The sequence below is a fragment of the Streptomyces sp. NPDC046985 genome (assembly GCF_040644415.1).
Taxonomy (GTDB): domain Bacteria; phylum Actinomycetota; class Actinomycetes; order Streptomycetales; family Streptomycetaceae; genus Streptomyces.
This window is the reverse complement of the sequence record NZ_JBEYWK010000008.1, coordinates 234,853-257,869: the sequence shown is the minus strand read 5'-3', so window position 1 is coordinate 257,869 and position 23,017 is coordinate 234,853. Positions and strand designations below refer to the sequence as shown.

Below are 23,017 nucleotides of genomic sequence, written 5' to 3'. Positions count from 1 at the left end.
CACCACTAAGCCTTGAGGGGATGACGGGGGGATGACATGCCCAGTGAGTCATTAGCAGCTCATCCGTTGAGCTTCCTCCTCCAGACGCACGGCTGGGGGAAGGCCGAGTTCGCCCGCATCATGCAGAAGCACGGAACGTCGCTCGGCATCCCGCTGACGACGAACCGTACGACCGTGTGGAAGTGGGAACAGGGCCAGGAACCGGACACGGACGCCCAGCGCGTCCTCGCCGATCTGCTGCGCGTGCCCTACGAACGGGCTAGAGCGCAAGGATGGCCTCGCTGGCTCCCCGTCTGGGAGGTCACGGGGCTCACCGCTCCCTGGACCGAGGCCGGCACCGTCGAGGCGTTGTCCGATCTCGTGGGGAGTGGTCGCATGGATCGTCGTGGCTTTCTCACCATCACCGGCTCCGCCCTGACGGGTCTCGCGGCGAGCTGGGTGGACGCACCCTCCGCAGTCGCCGCGGCCCTCAACGGCGACCGGGTCACCGACACGATGGTCGCCACGGTCGAGCAGCGCGTCAGCACCCTCCGCACCCTCGACGACCAACTCGGCGGCGCTCGTCTGCTGGACCAGGCACGAGGTGACCTTGCCGTGGTCACCGGCCTCCTCGGCGGCGGCCGCTACACCGACAGAGTCCGGCTCAGGCTGTACGCGCTCGCCGCCCGCGTCACACACCTGACCGGCTGGATGGCGTACGACGCCGGACTGCGCTCCGCGGGCCAGCGCTACTGCATCGGCGCCCTGCGCAGCGCCCGCACCGCCGGTGACGACGCCTTCGGAGCCTTCGTCCTCGCGGAGATGGGCATGCACGTCTCCGAAGCGGGACGCACCGCCGACCGGGTCGCCCTCATCACCACCGCCATCGACAACGCACCACGGACGCTGTCCCCCGCCACCCAGTGCTTTCTGTATCTGCACAAGGCCGAGGCGTCCTCCCGCGACGGCGACCACCGCGCCGCCGGCACAGCACTCCACCACGCCACGTCGCTATGGGAGCGCGGAGCGGCCGAGGAGACGCCTGACTGGCTCGACTGGTTCGGCGAAGCACAACTGAGGTCGACCGAGGGCAAGGTCCTGCTGCGCGCCGGCCAGGTGGAACGCGCGACGAGCTCCCTGGAGACCTCCGTGACGGGCGCGGCGCCACGGGACAAGGCCGTACGCTCCAGCCGCCTGGCGGAAGCGAGACTCACCGGCGGCGACCTGGAGGGAGCCCTGGACGCCGCCCACCACGGCGCCGAGCTGCTGGAGGACAGCGTCAGCTCCGTGCGAGCCCTCGACCGTCTCAAGGAGTTCTCCGCGCGGCTCGGACCGCACAAGTCCGTCCCCTCCGTACGCGAGTTCCGCGAGCGTCTGCACGAACTGCCGACTGCCGTCTGAGCGCCGCAGGAGCCGACTGCCGTCTGAGCGCCGCAGGATGGGCGGCGAAGTCAGCCTGCCCAGTCATGCCGTTCATCCCGGCCGTTTGCCAGGATGAACGGCATGACGACGATCCACGGTGAGGTGGGGCCCGGGTTCGAGCCGGTGCGCGAGGCGTTCGCGGCGAACTTCGCCCGGCGCGGTGACCTCGGCGCGGCCGTGTGCGTGTACCGGCACGGTCGGCCGGTGGTGGACCTGTGGGGTGGCGTCGCCGACCCCGAGACCGGTCGCCCGTGGACACGCGACACGCTGCAACTGGTCTACTCGGCGACCAAGGGCGCGACCGCGACCGCCGCGCACCTGCTGGCCGAGCGCGGCCTGCTGGACCTGGACGCCCCGGTGGCCGAGCACTGGCCCGAGTTCGCCGTGAACGGCAAGGCGGACATCCCGGTGCGCTGGCTTCTGTCCCACCAGGCCGGTCTGGTCGCACTGGACCAGCCCGTACCTCTTGAAGAGGCGCTGGCCTGGCATCCCATGACGGCGGCACTGGCCGCCCAACGCCCCCAGTGGACCCCGGGAACAGCGCACGGATACCACGGTCGGACATGGGGCTGGCTGGTCGGCGAGGTGGTCCGACGGGCCTCCGGCCGCTCACCGGGCCGCTTCTTCGCCGACGAGATCGCGGCGCCCCTCGGGCTGGACTTCTTCATCGGCCTGCCCGAGGCAGAACGCGCCCGAGTCAGCCGCATGGCGTACCAGCGCCCGTCCGTCGACCTCACCGCCGTCCCCGCCGACTCCGTCCCCGAGGGACTGCGCGAACAGGTCGGCGCCTGGCGCGACCCGGACTCACTCAGCAACCGAGCCTTCGCGGTCACCGAACCGGCCGAGATCGACTTCGACTCACCGGAGGTACAGGCCGCCGAGCTCCCGTCCTCCAACGGCATCGGCACCGCGCACGCGCTCGCACGGATGTACGCCGCACTGATCGGCGAGGTGAACGGCGTGCGCCTGCTCACCCCGGAGACCGTGGCGGCGGCCACTGCGGAGCAGGCCGGCGGGAAGGACCAGGTGATGCTGATCCCGAGCCGGTTCGGCTCCGGATACATGCTGCCCACCGAGTCCACCCCGATGATCGGCCCGAGCTCTTTCGGCCACACCGGGCGCGGGGGATCGCTCGCCTTCGCAGACCCTGAGTACGGCGTTGCCTTCGGCTATGCGATGAACCACATTGTCGGAGGGGCTGACGACGCGCGTGCGGATGCGCTGGTGGGCGCGGTGCGCAAGTCGCTCGCATAGGGGGAGAGCCACCGGAGACCGACCGGTCACGGCCTCTCCCCGCACATGACGAGGGCGGAGCCCGAAAGCCCCGCCCAAACCGCATGAAAACCAGCTCAGGGCCACACCAGGCAATACGGCTGATGTCCCGCCTCGTGCAGCCGGTGGCTGAAGTCCTGCCACTCGTGCAGCAGCCGGTACACGTTGAACGCGTCTCCCGGGCCGCCGCGGTCGGGGACGGTGGACCAGATGAAGGCGGCCGCGCCGACCGCTTCCTCGCCGATGTCGCGCAGGGGGTCGACGACGGTCATGGGGAGCTTGACGACGGCGTAGTCCGGGTGCAGGACGACCAGTTCCAGGGGCGGCACCTTGTGCAGGGGGACGCCTTCGATGCCGGTCAGCACCATCGCGGCCATCGTCTCCGGCTTGATCTTGGTGAACATGCCGTTCATGCCCAGCTCGTCGCCGCCCAGCTCTTCGGGGCGCATCGAGATCGGGACGCGGGCCGCGGTCGCGCCGTCCGGTGCGCCGAAGTACTTGTACGTCACCCCCACCCGACCACCATTCCCGCTTCCCGCCCGGAGGCGGTCGACCCGGCGGTCGTGCCGCTCGGGCTCACCCGGCGCCCGGTGCGCTCCGGTCGCCTGCTCCGCGTCGCGCCGGTGTCTTCCCCGACGGGCACGCCGAGGACCGAGGTCATCAGTCCCCTCGCCCAGTCCGCCACCGCGATGCATATCTCCACCCGACTGCTTTTCTAGGACGTGCGGCCACCGCCACGCAACCCGATCATCGTGTCAGTGACCTCCCCCACGGCCGCACGCCGAAACGTGCGCTGAAACATACGGCCCGCGGGATCCCAGAGGATCTTCCCGGCCCTCGACACGAACGTCCGTGCCGTCCACTCTCCATACGTACGGGGAGCCCAGTTTCTCAGATAGGCGGCGACGAATCCGCTTCTTCACGCCTGCTGATCTTGGAACATCGGCCTCCGGCCGCCCGCACCGCCCCCCGCCCCGGCAACCAGAACGCCGGCCGCCCGCATTCCCGGCCGCTCGCATTCCCGGCGGGCCGGATCCGCCGCACCCCGGCCCGCCGACGCTCCGGCCGCGTGCTCCGCCGGGCGGGGCGCTGCCTCCGGGACCGCGACCGCCCTGGCCTACCCTGAACAGGACGCCGCCCACCGGGTCACGCGACCTCGACGAACGCGACGGACGCTGAGACCCCAGCACGCCCAGACCGCCGAGCAATCGTGAGAACCCCCACGCCCGCGAGAATCGCCAGAATCGCCAGTACCCCGACACCCGCGAGAATCGCGAGAACCCCGACAGCCCCGGGAACCCCTACACCCCGGGGACGCCGACAACCCAGAGAACCCCAGCAACCCCGCCACCCCTGACAGCCCCTAAGAACCCCCGACACCCCGAAGAACCCCTAGAACCCCCGAGAACCCCGACACCCCCGAGAAATCGGAGAAGCCGCAGGTCATGAGCGAACTGCCCTACCCCTACGAAGCCCCCCTCTCGCAGGCGCTGTTCGACCGTGCGGCGGCCGTCACGCCCGGCGGCGTGAACTCGCCGGTGCGCGCCTTCCGCGCCGTCGGCGGCACGCCCCGGTTCATGGTGTCCGGCAGCGGCCCGTACCTGACGGACGCCGACGGCCGGGAGTACGTCGACCTCGTGTGCTCCTGGGGGCCGATGATCCTCGGGCACGGCCGGCCCGAGGTGATCGCCGCCGTGCAGGAGGCGGTCGCGCGGGGCACCTCCTTCGGCACGCCCGGCGAGGGCGAGGTCGCGCTCGCCGAGGAGATGACGGCGCGCGTCGCGCCCCTCCAGCAGGTCCGGCTCGTCTCCAGCGGCACCGAGGCCACGATGTCCGCGATCCGGCTGGCCCGCGGCTTCACCCGGCGCGGCAAGGTGATCAAGTTCGCCGGCTGCTACCACGGGCACGTCGACTCGCTGCTCGCCGCGGCCGGTTCCGGCCTCGCCACGTTCGCGCTGCCCGACACCCCCGGCGTCACCGGCGCCCAGGCGGCCGACACGATCGTGCTCCCCTACAACGACCTCGACGCCGTACGGGCCGCCTTCGCCGCACACCCGGACGAGATCGCGTGCGTGATCACCGAGGCGTCGCCCGGCAACATGGGCGTCGTGCCGCCGCTGCCCGGGTTCAACCAGGGGCTGAAGGACCTGTGCCGGGAGAACGGCGCGCTGTACGTCTCCGACGAGGTCATGACCGGCTTCCGCACCAGCCGCGCCGGCTGGTACGGCGTCGACGGGGTCGAGCCCGACCTGATGACCTTCGGCAAGGTGATGGGCGGCGGCTTCCCCGCGGCGGCGTTCGGCGGCCGCGCCGACGTGATGGCGCACCTGGCCCCGGCCGGGCCCGTCTACCAGGCCGGCACCCTCTCCGGGAACCCGGTCGCCACCGCCGCCGGGCTCGCCCAGCTCCGGCTGCTCGACGAGGCCGCCTACGCCACGGTGGACGCCGTCTCGCAGCAGATCCAGGCGCTGGTCTCCGGGGCGCTCACCAAGGAGGGCGTCGCGCACACCGTGCAGAACGCCTCCAACATGTTCTCGGTGTTCTTCACCGACCGTCCGGTGCGCGACTACGACGGCGCCAAGGCGCAGGAGTCGTTCCGCTTCACCGCCTTCTTCCACGCGATGCTGGCGGGCGGCGTCTACCTGCCGCCGTCCTCCTTCGAGTCCTGGTTCGTCTCCACCGCCCACGACGACCAGGCCCTCCAGCGGATCGCCGACGCCCTCCCGGCGGCGGCGCGGGCGGCTGCGGAGGCCACGGCATGAGCAACGACGCCAACGACGCCAACGGCATCGGCGCCGGCGACGCCGGCGAGGACGTCACCATCGTCCACCTGATGCGGCACGGCGAGGTGGAGAACCCCGACGGGGTCCTCTACGGGCGGCTGCCCGGCTACCACCTGTCCGCGCTGGGGCGGCAGATGGCGGAGCGGGTCGCCGAGCACCTCGCCTCCCGCGACGTGACCTACGTCGCCGCCTCGCCGCTGGAGCGAGCGCAGGAGACGGCGACGCCGATCGCCAAGGCGCACGGGCTCGACATCGGGGTCGACGACCGGCTGATCGAGGCGGACAACGTCTTCCAGGGCAAGACCTTCGGCGTCGGCGACGGCGCGCTGCGCCGGCCGGCGAACTGGAAGCACGTGCTCAACCCGTTCAAGCCGTCCTGGGGCGAGCCGTACGCCGACCAGGCCGCGCGGATGACGGCCGCGCTGGACGCGGCGAAGGACCGGGCCCGCGGGCACGAGGCGGTGCTCGTCAGCCACCAGCTCCCGATCTGGGTCGTGCGCTCCTACGCCGAGCGGCGGCGGCTGTGGCACGACCCGCGTCAGCGGCAGTGCACGCTCGCCTCGCTGACCACGTTCACCTACCGGGGCGACCGGATCGTCTCCGTGGGCTACACCGAGCCCGCCCGCGACCTGGTCCCGGCCCACCTCCTCGCGGGCGCGAAGCCGGTCAAGGGGAAGAAGGGCGCTGGCCCGCAGGGGAAGGCGTTCGGGGCGTAGCCCCCAGCCGCTCGCGGGGACGGTCCCGGCCGTCCCCGCGTCCGGCTCGGACCGCCCGTCCCCCCGTACGGGCCGCTCGGACCGCCCGTCCGACCCGTACGGGCCCGGCGTTCCCCCCCCACGTACGGGCCCGGCCCCCCCGTACGGGCCCCCCGTACGGGCCCGGCGCCCCCCGTACGGGGCACGGGCCCAGACGCCCCCGCCCGTCCCCGAGAACGGCGCCGTCCCGCCGCCCCAGGTGGACGAGATGTGAAGTCCAGGTGAGTCTTCTTCCGAAAACGGACAGTTTCGACAACATTGTTGTGAAGCTTGTCAGGGCCAGCGCAACCTTTCCGTCTCTCGCGGCCTCTCAGTGGGTGACCACATCAGAGGGCGCGACCGATCGGGGACATCATGCGCACCTTCTCCCGGAGGGGAGCACTCGGCTTCGGCGCGGGCGCGGCGGCGGCCGCCGGGCTCGCGGCCTGCGGCCACCACACGGCGGCGGACGGCGCGGACCGCGCCGGCGCCCCCAGCGGCGCCGGGGCCGGTGCGCACGGCCATTCCGCGTCGCCCGCGGCCCAGTTGATCGGGGACGGCTCGACGTCGTTCACCGGCAAGCAGCCGCACCAGCCTGCCGCGCCCACCCCGCTGGCGCCGGGGGAGACCCCGCCGCAGTTCGTCGTCTTCTCCTGGGACGGGGCCGGCGAGGTCGGCAACGGCCTGTTCCCGCGCTTCCTCGACCTGGCCAAGCAGCATGACGCGCACATGACCTTCTTCCTATCCGGGCTCTACCTGCTCCCGGAGGACAAGAAGCGCCGCTACGCCCCGCCGAACAACCGGATCGGCGCCTCCGACATCGGCTACCTGACCGACGAGCACGTCAAGGCCACGCTCGCCAACGTCCACCGCGCCTGGCTGGACGGCCACGAGATAGGCACCCACTTCAACGGCCACTTCTGCACCGGCTCCGGCACGGTCGCGCACTGGACGCCGCAGCAGTGGCGCAGCGAGATCGACCAGGCGAAGTCCTTCGTCAAGGAGTGGAAGACCAACACCGGCTGGCACGACCTGCCCGCGCTGCCCTTCGACTACGAGAAGGAACTCGTCGGCGGCCGTACGCCCTGCCTGCTCGGCCAGGACAACCTGCTGCCCACCGCGCGCGCCCTGGGCTGGCGCTACGACGCCTCCTCGCCCGGCGGCCGCCAGACCTGGCCGGTGAAGCGGATGGGCGTGTGGGACCTGCCGCTTCAGCAGGTGCCGTTCCCCGGCCGCAGCTTCGAGGTCCTCTCGATGGACTACAACATGCTCGCCAACCAGTCGGTGAACTCCACCAAGGCGCCCGCCTACCACTACCCGGCCTGGCGCAAGCAGTCCGCGCAGGCGTACATCCAGGGCTTCCAGCGGGCGTACGAGACGAACCGGGCGCCGTTCTTCGTGGGCAACCACTTCGAGCACTGGAACGGCGGCATCTACATGGACTCCGTCGAGGAGGCGTTCAAGCACATCGCCGCCGAGAAGGAGAAGGGCGCGGACGTGCGGCTGGTCTCCTTCCGGCAGTTCGTCGACTGGATCGACGTGCAGAAGCCCGAGGTGCTGGCCAAGCTGCGCACCCTGGACGTCGGGCAGCGGCCGGCGGGCGGCTGGAACGCGTTCATGAAGAGCGCCCCGCCGTCGAGCCCGACGTCGAGTCCGACGGCGGCCTGAAGGCAGCCTGAAATGCGGTTTTCCGCCCGAGAGGGGGGTGGGCGTGAGCCCCGGGCACGGCATGCGAAACTTTTCACATGAGTGCCGTCAGCCGCGCCCCCCGCAGCTCGATGCGGGCGTACCGCACGTCCCGAACGCAGCGCACGCGCCCCGCGTGCGTGCGCGGCCGCGCCGCCCTGCTCGCCGCCGGGACGGCCGTCGCGGCGCTCGCCCTGTCCGCGTGCGGCTCCGGCGGCACCTCCGGCGGCTCGGGCGACACCAACTTCATCACCGGCTCCGACGGCATCGCGACCGTGCCCCAGGGCGACCGCAAGCCCGCGCCCGACCTGTCCGGCAAGACCATCGACGGCAAGCAGCTCGACCTCGCCTCCTACAAGGGCAAGGTCGTGGTGCTCAACGTCTGGGGCTCCTGGTGCGCGCCCTGCCGGGCCGAGGCGCCCAACCTGGTCAAGGTCGCTGAGGACACCGCCGCCGAGGGCGTGCGGTTCGTCGGCGTCAACACCCGCGACACCAGCACCCAGCCGGCCACCGCCTTCGAGCAGAGCTTCGGGGTGCCGTACCCGAGCCTGTACGACCCGACCGGCAAGCTGATGCTCCGGTTCAAGCGGGGCACCCTCAACCCGCAGCTCATCCCGACCACGATCGTCCTGGACCGGAACGGGAAGATCGCGGCGCGCGCCCTCCAGGGGCTCAGCGAGGAGAAGCTGCGCAAGATGCTCGACCCGGTCGTCGCGGAGAAGTGACCGCCGTGCTCCTGGCCGCGGCCTCTGACCCCAACCGGACGGTGTTCAGCGGCGCCCTGCTGCTCGCGCTGCCCGTCGCCCTGCTCGGCGGGCTCGTCTCCTTCTTCTCCCCGTGCGTGCTGCCCCTGGTCCCCGGCTACCTGTCCTACGTGACCGGGGTCACCGGCACCGACCTGGCGGAGGCCCGGCGGGGGCGGATGGCGGCCGGCGCCGCCCTGTTCGTGCTCGGCTTCACCGTGGTGTTCGTCTCCGGCGGCGCGCTGTTCGGGTTCTTCGGGCAGACCCTCCAGGACTACAAGGGGACCCTGTCCAAGGTGCTGGGCGTGCTCATGATCCTCATGGGCCTGTTCTTCTCGGGCATGCTGCCGTGGCTGACGCAGCGGGAGTTCCGCCTGCACAGGCGTCCGGCGGCCGGCCTGGTCGGCGCGCCCGTGCTCGGCGCGCTGTTCGGGGTCGGCTGGACCCCGTGCATCGGCCCTACGCTGGCCTCCGTGGTGGCGCTCTCCTCCGACCAGGCGAGCGCCGGGCGCGGCGCCCTGCTGACCGTCGCCTACTGCGCCGGGCTCGGCATCCCGTTCGTGCTCACCGCCGTCGCCTTCCGCAAGGCCCTGGGCGCGTTCGGCTGGGTCAAGCGCCACTACGTCTGGGTGATGCGCCTGGGCGGGGCCATGATGGCGGTGACCGGTGTGCTGCTGCTGACCGGCGTCTGGGACCGTCTGGTGCAGCAGATGCAGACCTGGTCCACCGGCTTCACTGTGGGGATCTGAACCATGAGCAAGACGACAAGCGACGCGACCGCCGACGAGAGGGCGGCGGCCGCCGCCGCGTCCGGCGACGAGGAGAGGGCGGCCGCCCTCGCGCCCGACGCCGACGAGAGGGCGCCCGCAGCCCCCGCGCCCGACGGCGACGACGACCTGGGAGCGGCCGGATCCCAGCTCTCCACCGCCCCCGTCGAGACGGCCGTCCCGGGCTCCTTCGGCGGCGTCCGCGCCCCGGGCCTGACCGGCTGGCTGGCCTGGACCGGGCGCGAGACCGTCGGCTGGGCGCGCTGGTTCTGGCGGCAGCTCACCTCCATGCGGGTCGCGCTGCTGCTGCTGTTCCTGCTCTCCCTCGGCGCCATCCCGGGCTCGCTGATCCCGCAGAACGGGACCGCCGCGCTGAAGGTCGAGGCGTTCCGGCAGGCGCACACGACGCTCGCGCCGCTCTACGACGAGCTCGGGCTGTTCCACGTCTACAGCTCGGTGTGGTTCTCCGCGATCTACATCCTGCTGTTCGTCTCCCTCATCGGCTGCATCGTGCCGCGCACCTGGCAGTTCACCGGCCAGTTGCGCAGCCGCCCGCCGGGCGCCCCCAAGCGGCTGTCCCGGCTGCCCGCCTACGCGACCTGGCGCACCGCCGCCTCCCCGGAGGAGGTCCGCGAGGCCGCGCTGAAGGCGCTGCGCCGCCGCCGCTTCCGCGCTCACGTCGCCGGCGACGCGGTCGCCGCCGAGAAGGGCTATCTGCGCGAGGCCGGCAACCTGCTCTTCCACATCGCGCTGATCGTGATGCTGGTCGCCTTCGCCTGGGGCCAGTTGTTCAAGACCGAGGGCGACAAGCTGATCGTCGAGGGCGACGGGTTCGCCAACACGCTCACCCAGTACGACGACTTCAAGTCCGGCAACCTCTTCGACGACGACGACCTGGTGCCGTTCAGCTTCGACCTGAAGAAGTTCACCGCCACCTACGAGCGCAACGGCCCCAACAAGGGCACCGCGCGCACCTTCGAGGCGGCCGTCGACTACAGCCTCGGCGCCGACGGCAAGGCCACCCGCAAGGTCATCCGGGTCAACCACCCGCTGGAGATCGGCGACGCGAAGGTCTACCTGGTCAGCCACGGCTACGCGCCCACCGTCACGGTCCGCGACGGCAAGGGCCGCGTGGTGCTGCACCAGGCCGTGCCGATGCTGCCGCTGGACGCCGACGAGACCTCGCAGGGCGCGATCAAGGTCTTCGACGGCTACCGCGACCCCCAGGGCAAGGAGGAGCAGCTCGGCTTCTCCGCGTTCTTCGTGCCCACCTTCGCGGGCGCCGGGAAGGGCACGATGTTCTCCCAGTTCCCCGCGCTGGACTTCCCCGTCCTGGCGCTGGGCGGCTACCACGGCGACCTCGGCGTCGACAGCGGCCTGCCGCAGAACGTGTACCAGCTCGACACCAAGGACCCGGCCCTGAAGCCGTTCAAGGACGCCCGGGGCGACATCCTCAAGGCGCGTCTGCTGCCCGGTGAGACGATGAAGCTGCCGAACGGCGCCGGGTCGGTCACCTTCGACAAGGACGTCAAGGAGTGGGCCGGCTTCCAGGTCGTGCAGCAGCCCGGCACGGACTGGGCCCTGGCCGGCGCGCTCGGCGCGCTCGCCGGTCTGGCCGGCTCGCTGTTCATCCAGCGCCGCCGGGTCTGGGTGCGCGCCGTGCCCGGCGCCGACGGCGCCACGACCGTGGAGATCGCCGGCCTCGGCCGCAGCGAGTCCGCCAAGCTCCCCGAGGAGATCGGCGACCTGGTCTCCCTGGTGCACGACACGGCACCCGCCCGCCAAGACGCCGACCCCGCCCCGGAGCCGGACGCCGACACCCCCGCACCCTCCGAAGGGGCTGAGAAGAAGTGACTCCCGCAGCGACCGCGCTTGCCTCGGCGGCCAACGAGCATCTCGCGCACACCAGCAACACGCTGATCTACTCCTCGATGGCCGTCTACGGCCTCGCCTTCTTCGCCTACATCGCCGAGTGGCTGTTCGGCAGCCGCAGCAAGGTGGCCCGCACCGCCGCCGCGCTGACCGCCGCGCAGGCCCCGGCCGAGAAGCGGGCCCCGGCGGTGTCGGTGCGCTCCGCCGGGGGCGCCGCCGTGCTGGAGCGGCCCGAGGTCGTCGTCCGGTCCGCGGCCGGGAAGCGGGACGTGCCCGACGGGCCCGGCGCGCACGGCGGCGACGAGCAGGGCGACCTGTACGGGCGGATCGCGGTCTCCCTCACCGCGCTCGCCTTCGTCGTCGAGCTGGCCGGAGTGGTCGCCCGCGCGGCCTCGGTGCAGCGGGCGCCGTGGGGCAACATGTACGAGTTCAACATCACCTTCTCCACGGTCGCGGTCGGCGTGTTCCTCGGGCTGCTGGCTCTGCGGAAGAACGTGCGCTGGCTCGGCCTGTTCCTGACCACCACGGTCCTGCTCGACCTCGGCCTCGCCGTCACCGTGCTCTACACGGCGAGCGACCAGCTCGTCCCGGCGCTGCACTCGTACTGGCTGTACATCCACGTCTCCACCGCGATCTTCTGCGGCGCGGTGCTGTACGTCGGCGCGGTCGCCACGCTGCTGTACCTGTTCAAGGACTCCTACGAGAACAAGCTGGCCGGCGGCGGCAGGCCCGGCGCCTTCGCGACCTCCGTCCTGGAGCGGCTGCCCGCCTCGGCGACGCTGGACAAGTTCGCCTACCGGGTCAACGCGGCGGTCTTCCCGCTGTGGACGTTCACGATCATCGCGGGCGCCATCTGGGCCGAGTCGGCCTGGGGCCGCTACTGGGGCTGGGACCCCAAGGAGACGTGGGCGTTCATCACCTGGGTCGGCTACGCCTGCTACCTGCACGCCCGCTCCACGGCTGGCTGGAAGGGCCGCAAGGCCGCGTACATCGCGCTCATCGCCTTCGCGTGCTTCCTCTTCAACTACTACGGCGTGAACATCTTCGTGAGCGGCAAGCACTCGTACGCGGGCGTCTGACGCTGTGACGCTCTGACGCGCGCGGCGCCCGCGCTCCCGGGCGCGTGCGCGTTCACCCGAACGGCGGCACGCTGGTGTCATGACCAGATCCCCCGAACAGGCCGCGCCCGGCGCACCGGACGCCGGCCGGACGCGCGGGAGGGCGCGCCTGCTGCACTTCCTGGTGCGGCTCCCCCGCCCGATGGAGGACGCGTGGCCCGCCCTGGCCAGCGCGGAGGGACTGGCGACCTGGCTGACCCCGGCCGCGCTGGAGCCCCGCCTGGGCGGCGCGGTCCGCCTGCACGGCCTCGGCGCCGGCCGCATCACCGCCTGGGACGTGGACCGCGTGGCCGAGTACACCCTGGACAACCCCGCCCGCCTCCGCTTCCACCTGGAACGCGACGGCGACCACGCCAGCGTCCTCCGCTTCACCCTCGAATGCGACGCCGAGAACGCCTCAGAGGCGGCATGGCGCGACCGATTCGAACATCTGATCGACACACTGGAGCACGAACCCGGCGTTCCCTAGCAGGTCTCCCTAGGGCGCCTGATCCCCGATGTCCTCGTGCCACAGGTCCGGGCGGCGGTCGATGAAGTCGGTCATCAGTGCGACGCACTCCGGGTCGTCCAGGAGAACGATCTCCACGCCGTGCCGGGCCAGCCAGTCGTGGCCGCCCTGGAAGGTGGCCGCCTCGCCGACGACCACACGGGAGATGCCGAACTGGCGGACCAGGCCGGTGCAGTACCAGCAGGGCGAGAGAGTGGTCGCCATCGTCGTCCCGGCGTACGAGCGCTGCCGTCCCGCGGCGCGGAACGCGGCCGTCTCCGCGTGCGTGGCCGGGTCGTCGTCCTGGACGCGCCGGTTGCGGCCCCGGCCGAGGAGGGCGCCGTCGGCGCCGTAGAGCGCGGCCCCGATCGGGACGCCGCCCTCCGCGAGCCCGGCGCGGGCCTCGGCGACGGCGGTCGCCAGCATCGCGCGTGCCTGTGCCCGGTCCATGAACGCCCCGCTTCCGTCGCAGTCGCCCGCAGTGCCGTTGCCTGCGGCGCCGCCGCCCGTCCTGCGCAGTCTGGCCGTCCTGCGCAGTGTGCCCGCCCAGGCCATCCCCCGCACCCTGCCACCTGCCACCTGCCACCTGCCACCTGCCACCTGCCACCTGCCACCTGCCACCGGCCACCGGCCACCCGCCACCGGCCGCCCGCCACCGGCCGCCCGCCACCAAGCGCTCGCCCTACCCCGAACTCCCCTCCCCACCTGCCCAGTCGGCGTGCCTCTTCCGACCCGCCGGGGCTGGGGCGGACCCGGTGGCAGGGGTGGGGGAGGCCGTGGAAGATACTGGGACGCATGGCTTACGACGATCTTCGCTCCCTGCTCAGGGCGCTGGAGCGCGAGGGCGACCTCAAGCGCATCAAGACCGAGGTCGACCCGTACCTGGAGGTAGGGGAGATCGTCGACCGGGTGCAGAAGTCCGGCGGCCCCGCGCTGCTCTTCGAGAACGTGAAGGGCTCGGCCATGCCGCTGGCCATGAACGTCTTCGGCACCGACCGGCGGCTGCTGAAGGCGCTGGGCCTGACCTCCTACGGCGAGATCAGCGAGAAGATCGGCGGCCTGCTGCGCCCCGAGCTGCCGCACGGCTTCGTCGGTGTGCGCGAGGCGTTCGGCAAGCTCGGCGCGATGGCGCACGTGCCGCCGAAGAAGATGAAGCCGGGCGACGCCCCCGTACGGGAGGTCGTGCTGCGCGGCGACGACGTCGACCTCGACCGGCTGCCCGCGCTGTTCACCTGGCCCGAGGACGGCGGCTCCTTCTTCAACCTCGGGCTCACCCACACCAAGGACCCCGAGACCGGCGTGCGCAACCTGGGCCTGTACCGGCTCCAGCGGCACGACAAGCGCACCATCGGCATGCACTGGCAGATCCACAAGGACAGCCGCAACCACTACCAGACGGCCGCGCGTCGCGGCGAACGGCTGCCGGTGGCCATCGCGTTCGGCTGCCCGCCCGCCGTGACGTACGCCGCCACCGCCCCGCTGCCCGGCGACATCGACGAGTACATGTTCGCCGGGTTCGTCGCGGGCAAGCGGATCGAGATGGTCGACTGCGAGACCGTGCCGCTCCAGGTCCCGGCGCAGGCCGAGGTGGTCCTGGAGGGCTGGCTGGAGCCCGGCGAGACGCTGCCCGAGGGCCCGTTCGGCGACCACACCGGCTTCTACACCCCGCAGGAGCCCTTCCCGGCGCTGACGATCGACTGCGTCACGACGCGCAGGCGGCCGCTGCTCCAGTCGATCGTGGTCGGCCGGCCGCCCACCGAGGACGGGCCGCTGGGCCGCGCGACCGAGCGCTTCTTCCTGCCCCTGCTGAAGATCATCGTGCCGGACGTCGTGGACTACCACCTGCCCGAGGCGGGCGGCTTCCACAACTGCGCGATCGTCTCCATCGACAAGAAGTACCCCAAGCACGCCCAGAAGACGATGCACGCGGTCTGGGGCGCGCACATGATGTCGCTGACCAAGCTGATCGTGGTCGTCGACGCCGACTGCGACGTGCACGACCTGCACGAGGTCGCCTGGCGGGCCCTGGGCAACACCGACTACGGCCGCGACCTCACGGTGGTCGAGGGACCCGTGGACCACCTCGATCACGCCTCCTACCAGCAGTTCTGGGGCGGCAAGGCGGGCATCGACGCGACGCGGAAGCTGCCCGAGGAAGGGTATGCGCGGGGGTGGCCGGACATGGTGCTGTCCGACCCGGACACGGCGGAACGCGTGACGCGGCGCTGGAAGGAGTACGGGCTGTGAGCAGCGAGGCCGTCCTGAACGGAGGCAGCGCGGACGACGGTCCCCGCGCGCGCGGGGGCGTTCCGGCGTTCCTGCGCCTGGTGATGATCGAGCACTCCGTGTTCGCGCTGCCCTTCGCGTACATCGCCGCGCTGACCGCGATGTACGAGTGGGACCGCAACGTCCACTGGGTGCGGCTGCTGCTCGTCACCGTCTGCATGGTGGGGCTGCGCACCTTCGCCATGGCGGTCAACCGGATCATCGACCGGGAGATCGACGCCCGCAACCCGCGCACCGCGCAGCGGGAACTGGTCACCGGCGCCATGTCCGTGCGGCACGCCTGGACCGGGGCGCTGATCGCCTTGGTCGTCTTCCTGGCCGCGGCGGCCCTGCTGAACCCGCTGTGCCTGGCCCTCGCGCCGGTCGCGGTGGTCCCGATGGTGGTCTACCCCTACGGCAAGCGGTTCACGAACTTCCCGCAGGCCATCCTCGGTCTCGCCCAGGCGATGGGCCCGATCGGCGGCTGGCTGGCGATCAGCGGCCAGTGGTCGTGGAAGGCGGTGATCCTCGGCCTGGCCGTCGGCGTCTGGATCGGCGGCTTCGACCTGATCTACGCCTGCCAGGACGTGGAGACGGACCGGGAGGTGGGCGTGCGGTCCGTGCCCGCCCGCTTCGGCGTCCCGGCGGCGATCTGGGGCGCCCGGGTCTGCCACGCCGTCACGACGGCCCTGTTCGTCTGGTACGCCCTGGCCACCCACGCCGGTCCGTTCTTCTGGCTCGGCCTGGTCGTCGTCGGCGCGGCCTTCGTCTACGAGCACCGGATCGTCCGCCCGCACGACCTGTCCCGGCTGAACAGGGCGTTCTTCTCGACCAACGGTTTCATCGGCATCAGCCTGTTCGTCTGCGCGCTGATCGACCTGCTCCTGCGCGGGCTGACCGTCTGACACGTCCGAGCGACCTGGGCCGGAAAGTCCGTCGGGTTTTCGCCACGCCCCCCGGGCGGCGCCGCACGGGCTCGGCCCCCGACGGCGCCCCACGGCACCTGACGGCCCCGACGGCTGGAAGCGACCCCACCCCGACTGAACACCTCTCGGCGCGCCGGTACGCTCAAGGTGTGAACGCAGGGGAATCGCAGCGAACGCCTTGGATCCTGGGGGTGTCCGGCGCGTCCGGCACGCCGTACGCGGCCGCGGTGCTGCGCGCGCTGCTGGAGGCCGGGCAGAGCGTCGACCTGGTGGTCAGCCGGGCCTCGCGGCTCACCCTGCTGGACGAGACCGGCGTCTCCTTCCGGGACGCCCACTGGCGCGAGGACCTGCGCGCCTGGCTGTCCCAGGGCGCCGACGGCACGCCCGGCGCCTTCGCCGACGTCGACGTGTCCGACGTACGGCACTGGAGCGCGGGCGACCTGGCGGCCGGGCCGTCCTCGGGGTCGTACCCGGCCCGGGGCATGCTGATCGTGCCCGCCTCGACGGCCTGCGTGGCCGGGGTCGCGCTCGGGCTGTCCAAGGATCTGCTCCAGCGGGCCGCCGGCGTGACCCTCAAGGAGCGCCGGCCGCTGGTCGTGGCCCTGCGGGAGACCCCGCTGAGCGGATCGACGCTGCGGCAGCTCGTGGCCCTGGACGACGCGGGCGCCACCGTCCTGCCCGCCTCGCCCGCCTTCTACGCCGGGGCGCGGCACCTCCAGCACCTGGTGGACTTCGTCGCCGGGCGGGCCCTGGACGCGGTGGGCGTGCCGCACCGGCTCTACCGCCGCTGGGAGGGCGATCTCGGCGCCGCCCGCAGCGCGTGAGCGGCGCAGGCGGCGGCCCTCCCGGCGCCCCGCTCCCAGCGGTTCCCGCAGCGGTTCCGGCGGCGGTTTCCGCAGCAGTTCCCGCGGTTCCCACAGCAGTTCCCGCGGCGGTTCTCTCAGCGGTTCTCTCAGTCACATCGGATCACGTCACTTCACGTCGATCCCCTCGGATCTCTCCAGCGGAAGGCTTCGATCGCATGGACGCGGTGGACAGACAGCTCATCCAGGCCCTGAGAGAGAACGGCCGGGCCTCCTACGCGGAGCTGGGGCGCCTCGTCGGCCTGTCGGGACCGAGCGTCACCGACCGCATCAACCGGCTGGAGGCGGCCGGGGTCATCACCGGCTACCGGGCCACCGTGGACGCGCCCTCGCTGGGGCTCGGCGTCACGGCCCTGATCGGCATCTCGCTCTCGGACGCCGCCGACCACGAGGAGGTGGCCCAGCGGCTGAAGGACCTGCCCGAGATCGAGGACTGCTGGTTCATCGCGGGCGACGACTCCTTCATGCTCAAGGCGCGCGCCGCGGACGTCGACGGCCTGGAGAGGATCATCCGGCGGCTGTCCGGCACCAAGGGCGTCTCCCGCACCCGGACCACGATCGTGCTGTCCACGAAGTGGGAGAACCGGGTGGGCCGACTGCCCGAGGAGGTCTGACGACGGCGGGCCGCCGGCCTGGGCGTACGGTGGGCGGTTGACGCAGTCTGCCGCAGTCCGTCGCAGGCGCTTCGCAGAGCTGGGAGAGAGGTAACCCATGGACGTCGGGCTCAAGCGCGAGCTGGAGGAGAAGGTCCGCGGCGGTGAGCGGCTGACCCGCGAGGACGGCATCGCGCTGTACGAGTCGGACGACCTGGCGTGGCTGGGCGGTCTCGCCCACGAGGTGCGCACCCGCAAGAACGGCGACGTGGTGCACTTCAACGTCAACCGCCACCTCAACATGACGAACGTGTGCACCGCCTCCTGCGCCTACTGCTCCTTCCAGCGCAAGCCGGGCGAGAAGGACGCGTACACGATGCGCATCGAGGAGGCCGTGAAGCTGGCCAAGGCGATGGAGGGGGAGAACCTCACCGAGCTGCACATCGTCAACGGCCTGCACCCCAACCTGCCCTGGCGCTACTACCCGCGCTCGCTGCGCGAGTTGAAGGCCGCGCTGCCGCAGGTGTCGCTGAAGGCGTTCACGGCCACCGAGATCCACCACTTCGAGACGATCTCCGGGCTGAGCGCCTCCGAGATCCTGGACGAGCTGATCGAGGCGGGCCTGGAGTCGCTGACCGGCGGCGGCGCGGAGATCTTCGACTGGGAGGTGCGCCAGCACATCGTGGACCACCGCACCCACTGGGAGGACTGGTCCCGCATCCACCGCCTGGCGCACGAGAAGGGCCTGAAGACGCCGTGCACCATGCTCTACGGGCACGTCGAGGAGCCGCGCCACCGCGTGGACCACGTGCTGCGGCTGCGTGAGCTTCAGGACGAGACCGGCGGCTTCCAGGTCTTCATCCCGCTGCGCTACCAGCACGACTTCGTCGACGTGCGGGACGGCAAGGTCCGCAACCGGCTCCAGGCGCGCACCACGATGGCGACCGGCGCGGAGGCGCTGAAGACGTTCGCCGTCTCGCGGCTGCTGTTCGACAACGTGCCGCACGTGAAGGTGTTCTGGGTGATGCACGGCGTGCAGACCGCTCAACTCGCGCTCCAGCACGGGGCGGACGACATGGACGGCTCGGTCGTCGAGTACAAGATCACCCACGACGCGGACTCCTACGGCACCCCGAACAAGCTGACCCGGGACGACCTGCTGGAGCTGATCCGCGACGCGGGCTTCCGCCCGGTGGAGCGCAACACGCGTTACGAGATCATCCGCGAGTACGACGGCCCGGACGCGGGGCGCCGCGAGTCGCCGCAGCCGATGCGGGTGTGACACGGGGGTGACGCGGGCGGCGCCGTCGGCTCGGCGGCTGCCGCCGACCTGAAGGTTTGCCCGCTTTGCCACCCCCCTGAACGATCCTGGGCGAGGCGTGCTTCACTGGACGGCGGACTCGTGCACACGCTGGGGACGCCGGGCGCGCCGCACCGCGCGCCACCGCCGCACCGGCCGGAACCGTTCGCGAACGGAAGAATGGACAGAGATGCTCCGCTACACGCTGATGCGCCTCGGGATCTTCGTGGGCTGCCTCGTGGTCGTCTGGGGCCTCGTCTACGCCGGTCTCGTCCCCAGCGGCCGCAACGGCTCCAACGCCCTGTGGATCCCGCTGCTGGCCCTCGTGATCTCGGCCCCGATCAGCTTCGTCGTGCTGCGCAAGGAGCGAGACCGGGCGTCGATGCAGGTGTCCGCCCGGGTGGACCGGATGCGGGCGAACATGAACGCCGACGCCAGCGCCGAGGACCTGGCCGACGAACAGGCGCGGTCCCGCACCGAGAACCTGGCCGACGAGCAGACGCGGACCCGCACCGAGGACCCGGCCGACGAGCAGACGCGAGCCCGCACCGAGGCGTCCTGACCCGCCGCCTTCCCTGACCTCTCCCGGCTCGCGGACCTCTCCCGGCTCGCGGCGCCGCGAGCCGGGTTTGGCATGTCCGGGGGGACGTCGAGGGGCGGCACGTTCGGGTCCGCTAGGTCGGGGGTCGCATGTCCTGGCCCCGCAGATCCGGCCCCCGTAGGTCCGGCCCCCCCCCGCAGGTCCGCCCCCCCCAGGCCCGGCCCCCCATATCCGGGCCGCGCATGTCCGGGGGCGGCCAGGCGTCAGCCCCTCCCATACGCCTGACGCGACGGCAAGTGCCCTGCACGCGGAAGTCGACGGTCCCGCCGCCTGGGCCGGAGGCCGTCCCGGTGTGCGCACATCCCCGGCTCCGGACCGCCGCCCCACCCGCGCCGAAGCGCCACGGACTCCTCACGAGCGCGTCGTACGATCCCCGGTGCCACCGCAGGTGACGCGCGGGCCGCACGCGCGCGGACCGCCGGTGAACGACTCGGGGCGCGCCGCTCGTATCCCATGCAGCGAAGCGGTACCTCCACCGCACTCCCCAGGAGCTGCCATGCCCATCTCGTACTCGTCGTCCCCGTCGTCCGCCGGCGCCCCGGGGCCGTCTTCCGGCGGGCGGCACGACCACGACCACGACCAGGACCGGGACGGCGCCGCCGCGTTCGCCGAGCCGCAGACCCGGCGGCTGGACGGCGAGGTGCGCGAGGCGTACGTGCCGCCGCTGGTGGCCCGGGTGACCCACGGCTCGCTGGCCGACCTGCCGTTCGAGAACGCGGGCGCGGACCCCGGGCGCGCCGTGCTGAGCCGCCGCACGGAGCAGGGCGGCTGGACGGACGTGACCGCCGCGCAGTTCGCCGCCGAGGTCCAGGCGGTGGCCAAGGGCCTGATCGCGGAGGGCCTGATGCCGGGCGACCGGATCGCGGTCATGGCGCGCACCCGGTACGAGTGGACGCTGCTGGACTTCGCGGCCTGGGCCGCCGGGCTGGTCACCGTCCCCGTCTACCCCACGTCCTCGCTGTTCCAGACCCGGTGGATCCTCCAGGACTCCGGCGCGGTGGCCCTGGTGACCGAGACCAGCGGCCAGGCGGCGGCCCTCGGCCCGGAGCGGGCACGCCTGCTGGGCCTGCGGCACATCTGGACCATCGAGCAGGGCCACGTCGACCGCCTGGCGGACCTGGGCGCCGCGACCGTCTCCGACCAGGAGATCGACGTGCGCCGGGGCGTCCTGAGCCCCGACACCCTGGCCACCGTCGTCTACACCTCCGGCACCACGGGCCGCCCCAAGGGCTGCGCGCTGACCCACGGCAACTTCCTTGCCGAGGTCGACAACGCGATCGAACTGCTCTACCCGGTCTTCAAGAGCAGCGCCGGACAGACGCCCGCGACCCTCCTCTTCCTGCCCCTCTCGCACGTCTTCGGCCGCATGGTGGCGGTGGCCTGCGTCCGCGCCGGGGTGCGGCTGGGGCACGCGCCGAGCATGGCGGCCGACGACCTGCTGGCCGACCTGGCGAGCTTCCGGCCGACGTTCCTGCTGGCCATCCCGTACATGCTGGAGAAGATCCACAACAACGCGCGGGCCTCCGCCGAGCGCGGCGGCCGGGCGTCCTCCTTCGACCGCGCCGCCGACGTCGCCCGCCGCTTCGGCGAGGCGGTGGAGGCCCGCCAGCACGGCACGGGCCCGGGACCGGGCCGCGCCCTGCGAGCGGCCCGCGCCGTCTACGACCCCCTGGTGTACCGCCGCATCCGCAACGCCCTCGGCGGGCGGCTGCGGCAGGTCATCTGCGGCGGCTCCCCGCTCGGCCGCCGCCTGGCCGCGTTCTACGCCGGGGTGGGCATCGACGTCTACGAGGGCTACGGCCTCACCGAGACCACCGGCGCGGCGACGGTGACGCCCCCGCACCGGCCCCGCCTGGGCACGGTGGGCCGCCCGCTGCCGGGGACCCGGGTGCGGATCGCCGCGGACGGCGAGGTGCTGCTGAGCGGCGGCCAGGTGTTCCGCGGCTACTGGGACCCGCACGCGGGCGGGGTGGTCCCGGCGACCCAGGACGGCTGGTTCCCGACCGGGGACATCGGCCGCCTGGACGACGAGGGGTATCTGAGCATCGTCGGCCGCAAGAAGGAGATCCTGATCACCGCGGGCGGCAAGAACGTGGCCCCCGCGCCCCTGGAGAACTGGCTGCGCTCCCACCCCCTGATCTCCCAGTGCATGGTGCTGGGCGACGGCCGCCCCTACGTCTCCGCGCTGATCACCCTGGACCTGGACGGCGTCTCCCACTGGCGGCGGATGAACGGCAAGCACCCGGTGCCCGCCGAACTCCTCACCGACGACGCGGATCTGGCGGCCGTGCTGCAACGGGCGGTGGACGAGGCCAACAAGCTGGTCTCCCGCCCCGAGTCCATCCGCCGCTTCGCCGTCCTCCCGGTGGACTTCACCGAACAGGCGGGCCATCTGACCCCGTCGATGAAACTGCGCCGCGAGGCGGTCATGCGCGACTTCGCCCACGAGGTGGACGACCTGTACGCGCCCTGACCCGCGGTCCGCGGCCGGCCTTGCCGCCGGACCCCCTCAGCGGGTCGGGTAGTCCGTGTAGCCGCGGGCGTCGCCGCCGAAGAAGGTGGCCGGGTCCGGGGCGTTGTACGGGCCCTCGGTGCGCAGGCGCTCCGGGAGGTCGGGGTTGGCCAGGAAGAGGGCGCCGAAGGCGATGAGGTCGGCCGTGCCGTCCTCGATCAGCGCGAGCGCGCGGTGGTCGGTGGGGCCCTCGGTGGCCGGGTTCAGCACGAACGGTCCGGAGAACTGCTTGCGCAGGGCGAGGGTGGTCTCCCGGGCCTCGGGGCCGTGCTCCAAGACGTGCAGGTAGGCCAGGCCGAGCCCGTCGATCTCCTTGACCAGCGCCTCGTAGACGAGCTGCGAGTCGGGCTCTGAGATGTCGTTGTACGGGTTGCCGGGCGACACGCGCAGGGCCGTGCGTGCGGGGCCGATCGCGGCGGCCACCGCGTTGACCGTCTCCACGGCGAAGCGGATCCGGTTCTCCACCGAGCCGCCCCACTCGTCGGTGCGCTGGTTGGCGCCGGACGCGAGGAACTGGTGGATCAGGTAGCCGTTGCCCCCGTGCAGTTCGATCCCGTCGAATCCGGCTTCGACCGCGTTGCGCGCGGCCTGCGCGAAGTCCGCGACCGTCTGCCGGACCTCGGCGCCGCTCAGCTCGTGGGGGACGACGAAGTCCTTCATGCCGTCGACGGTGAACAGCCGGCCGTGGGCGGCCACCGCCGACGGGGCGACGGGGACGAGGTCGTCGGACAGCAGAGAGGGGTGGCCGATCCGGCCGGAGTGCATGAGCTGGGCGAAGATCCGGCCGCCGGCAGCGTGCACCGAGTCGGTGACCTCGCGCCACGCGGCGATCTGCTCGGCGCTGTGCAGGCCGGGGGTGAAGGGGTAGCCCTGTCCGACGGGGGACGGCTGAACCCCCTCGGTGATGATCAGGCCGGCGGAGGCGCGCTGGGTGTAGTACTCGGCGACGAGGCTGGTCGCGACGCCGCCCTCGCCCGCGCGGCTGCGGGTCATGGGGGACAGGGCGAAGCGGTTGGGGAGGGTCGTTCCGGCCAGGTGCACCGGCTCGAAGGCGCTGGTCATGTCTGCCTCACAGCTATAGTTGGTCGGCCAAT

At 72.2% G+C, this 23,017-nt stretch carries 20 protein-coding genes; 17 read left to right on the top strand and 3 right to left on the bottom strand.

Going from position 1 to position 23,017, the window contains the following annotated elements; genetic code table 11:
* The first annotated feature begins 36 nt into the window (after positions 1 to 36).
* Together ABZ861_RS13360 and ABZ861_RS13355 are read left to right on the top strand one after the other, a co-directional pair.
* Positions 37 to 1,380, top strand: coding sequence for a transcriptional regulator (locus ABZ861_RS13360; RefSeq protein WP_361628470.1), 1,344 nt, complete (start codon positions 37 to 39; stop codon positions 1,378 to 1,380).
* 102 nt (positions 1,381 to 1,482) lie between these two features.
* Complete coding sequence (locus tag ABZ861_RS13355; RefSeq protein ID WP_361628467.1) at positions 1,483 to 2,655, top strand: serine hydrolase domain-containing protein; 1,173 nt, start codon at positions 1,483 to 1,485, stop codon at positions 2,653 to 2,655.
* A gap of 95 nt (positions 2,656 to 2,750) precedes the next feature.
* Here the strand turns inward: ABZ861_RS13355 and ABZ861_RS13350 are convergent, their stop codons facing one another.
* The gene (locus tag ABZ861_RS13350; RefSeq protein ID WP_361628464.1) at positions 2,751 to 3,368 is read right to left on the bottom strand and encodes a hypothetical protein; all 618 of its coding nucleotides are present in this window, start codon (positions 3,366 to 3,368) and stop codon (positions 2,751 to 2,753) included.
* A gap of 750 nt (positions 3,369 to 4,118) precedes the next feature.
* Here ABZ861_RS13350 and hemL point away from each other — a divergent pair.
* From hemL to ABZ861_RS13310, 8 genes are all read left to right on the top strand, one after another.
* The gene (gene hemL, locus ABZ861_RS13345) at positions 4,119 to 5,435 is read left to right on the top strand and encodes a glutamate-1-semialdehyde 2,1-aminomutase (RefSeq protein ID WP_361628461.1); all 1,317 of its coding nucleotides are present in this window, start codon (positions 4,119 to 4,121) and stop codon (positions 5,433 to 5,435) included.
* A complete protein-coding gene (locus tag ABZ861_RS13340) occupies positions 5,432 to 6,172 on the top strand; it encodes a histidine phosphatase family protein (RefSeq protein ID WP_361628458.1) in 741 nt (246 codons plus the stop codon). The genes hemL and ABZ861_RS13340 overlap by 4 nt, the downstream gene beginning before the upstream one ends.
* A 393-nt stretch (positions 6,173 to 6,565) precedes the next feature.
* Complete coding sequence (locus tag ABZ861_RS13335; protein ID WP_361628455.1) at positions 6,566 to 7,858, top strand: hypothetical protein; 1,293 nt, start codon at positions 6,566 to 6,568, stop codon at positions 7,856 to 7,858.
* A 77-nt stretch (positions 7,859 to 7,935) separates the two neighbouring features.
* The gene (locus tag ABZ861_RS13330) at positions 7,936 to 8,601 is read left to right on the top strand and encodes a TlpA disulfide reductase family protein (RefSeq protein WP_361628452.1); all 666 of its coding nucleotides are present in this window, start codon (positions 7,936 to 7,938) and stop codon (positions 8,599 to 8,601) included.
* A 5-nt stretch (positions 8,602 to 8,606) separates the two neighbouring features.
* Positions 8,607 to 9,368, top strand: coding sequence for a cytochrome c biogenesis protein CcdA (locus ABZ861_RS13325; protein WP_361628672.1), 762 nt, complete (start codon positions 8,607 to 8,609; stop codon positions 9,366 to 9,368).
* Between the two features lie 3 nt (positions 9,369 to 9,371).
* The gene (locus ABZ861_RS13320) at positions 9,372 to 11,240 is read left to right on the top strand and encodes a cytochrome c biogenesis protein ResB (protein ID WP_361628449.1); all 1,869 of its coding nucleotides are present in this window, start codon (positions 9,372 to 9,374) and stop codon (positions 11,238 to 11,240) included.
* Positions 11,237 to 12,337, top strand: a complete 1,101-nt coding sequence (ccsB, locus tag ABZ861_RS13315) for a c-type cytochrome biogenesis protein CcsB (RefSeq protein ID WP_361628446.1) — start codon at positions 11,237 to 11,239, stop codon at positions 12,335 to 12,337. Before ABZ861_RS13320 ends, ccsB begins: the two co-directional genes overlap by 4 nt.
* 79 nt (positions 12,338 to 12,416) lie before the next feature.
* Positions 12,417 to 12,845, top strand: coding sequence for a hypothetical protein (locus ABZ861_RS13310; protein ID WP_361628443.1), 429 nt, complete (start codon positions 12,417 to 12,419; stop codon positions 12,843 to 12,845).
* A 9-nt stretch (positions 12,846 to 12,854) separates the two neighbouring features.
* Here ABZ861_RS13310 and ABZ861_RS13305 read toward each other — a convergent pair whose 3' ends face one another.
* Positions 12,855 to 13,313 carry a nucleoside deaminase gene (locus tag ABZ861_RS13305; RefSeq protein WP_361628669.1) on the bottom strand — a complete coding sequence of 153 codons (459 nt, stop codon included), beginning with the start codon at positions 13,311 to 13,313 and terminating at the stop codon, positions 12,855 to 12,857.
* A 345-nt stretch (positions 13,314 to 13,658) separates the two neighbouring features.
* On the opposite strand from ABZ861_RS13305, the gene ABZ861_RS13300 reads away from it, so the two are divergent.
* From ABZ861_RS13300 to ABZ861_RS13270, 7 genes are all read left to right on the top strand, one after another.
* Positions 13,659 to 15,110, top strand: a complete 1,452-nt coding sequence (locus ABZ861_RS13300) for a menaquinone biosynthesis decarboxylase (RefSeq protein WP_361628440.1) — start codon at positions 13,659 to 13,661, stop codon at positions 15,108 to 15,110.
* Positions 15,111 to 15,124: 14 nt separating this feature from the next.
* On the top strand, positions 15,125 to 16,033 hold the full coding sequence (gene mqnP, locus ABZ861_RS13295; RefSeq protein ID WP_361628666.1) for a menaquinone biosynthesis prenyltransferase MqnP: 909 nt from the start codon (positions 15,125 to 15,127) through the stop codon (positions 16,031 to 16,033).
* Between the two features lie 170 nt (positions 16,034 to 16,203).
* Positions 16,204 to 16,878, top strand: coding sequence for a UbiX family flavin prenyltransferase (locus ABZ861_RS13290; RefSeq protein ID WP_361628437.1), 675 nt, complete (start codon positions 16,204 to 16,206; stop codon positions 16,876 to 16,878).
* Between the two features lie 197 nt (positions 16,879 to 17,075).
* Positions 17,076 to 17,531, top strand: coding sequence for an Lrp/AsnC family transcriptional regulator (locus ABZ861_RS13285; protein ID WP_361628434.1), 456 nt, complete (start codon positions 17,076 to 17,078; stop codon positions 17,529 to 17,531).
* Positions 17,532 to 17,628: 97 nt separating this feature from the next.
* Complete coding sequence (gene mqnE, locus ABZ861_RS13280; protein WP_361628431.1) at positions 17,629 to 18,792, top strand: aminofutalosine synthase MqnE; 1,164 nt, start codon at positions 17,629 to 17,631, stop codon at positions 18,790 to 18,792.
* A 208-nt stretch (positions 18,793 to 19,000) separates the two neighbouring features.
* Entirely contained in the window at positions 19,001 to 19,372 is a 372-nt protein-coding gene (locus ABZ861_RS13275; RefSeq protein WP_361628428.1) for a DUF4229 domain-containing protein, read from the top strand.
* Between the two features lie 535 nt (positions 19,373 to 19,907).
* Positions 19,908 to 21,884, top strand: a complete 1,977-nt coding sequence (locus tag ABZ861_RS13270; protein WP_361628425.1) for an AMP-dependent synthetase/ligase — start codon at positions 19,908 to 19,910, stop codon at positions 21,882 to 21,884.
* 36 nt (positions 21,885 to 21,920) lie between these two features.
* Here the strand turns inward: ABZ861_RS13270 and ABZ861_RS13265 are convergent, their stop codons facing one another.
* Positions 21,921 to 22,985, bottom strand: a complete 1,065-nt coding sequence (locus tag ABZ861_RS13265) for an alkene reductase (RefSeq protein WP_361628422.1) — start codon at positions 22,983 to 22,985, stop codon at positions 21,921 to 21,923.
* Positions 22,986 to 23,017: the final 32 nt, after the last annotated feature.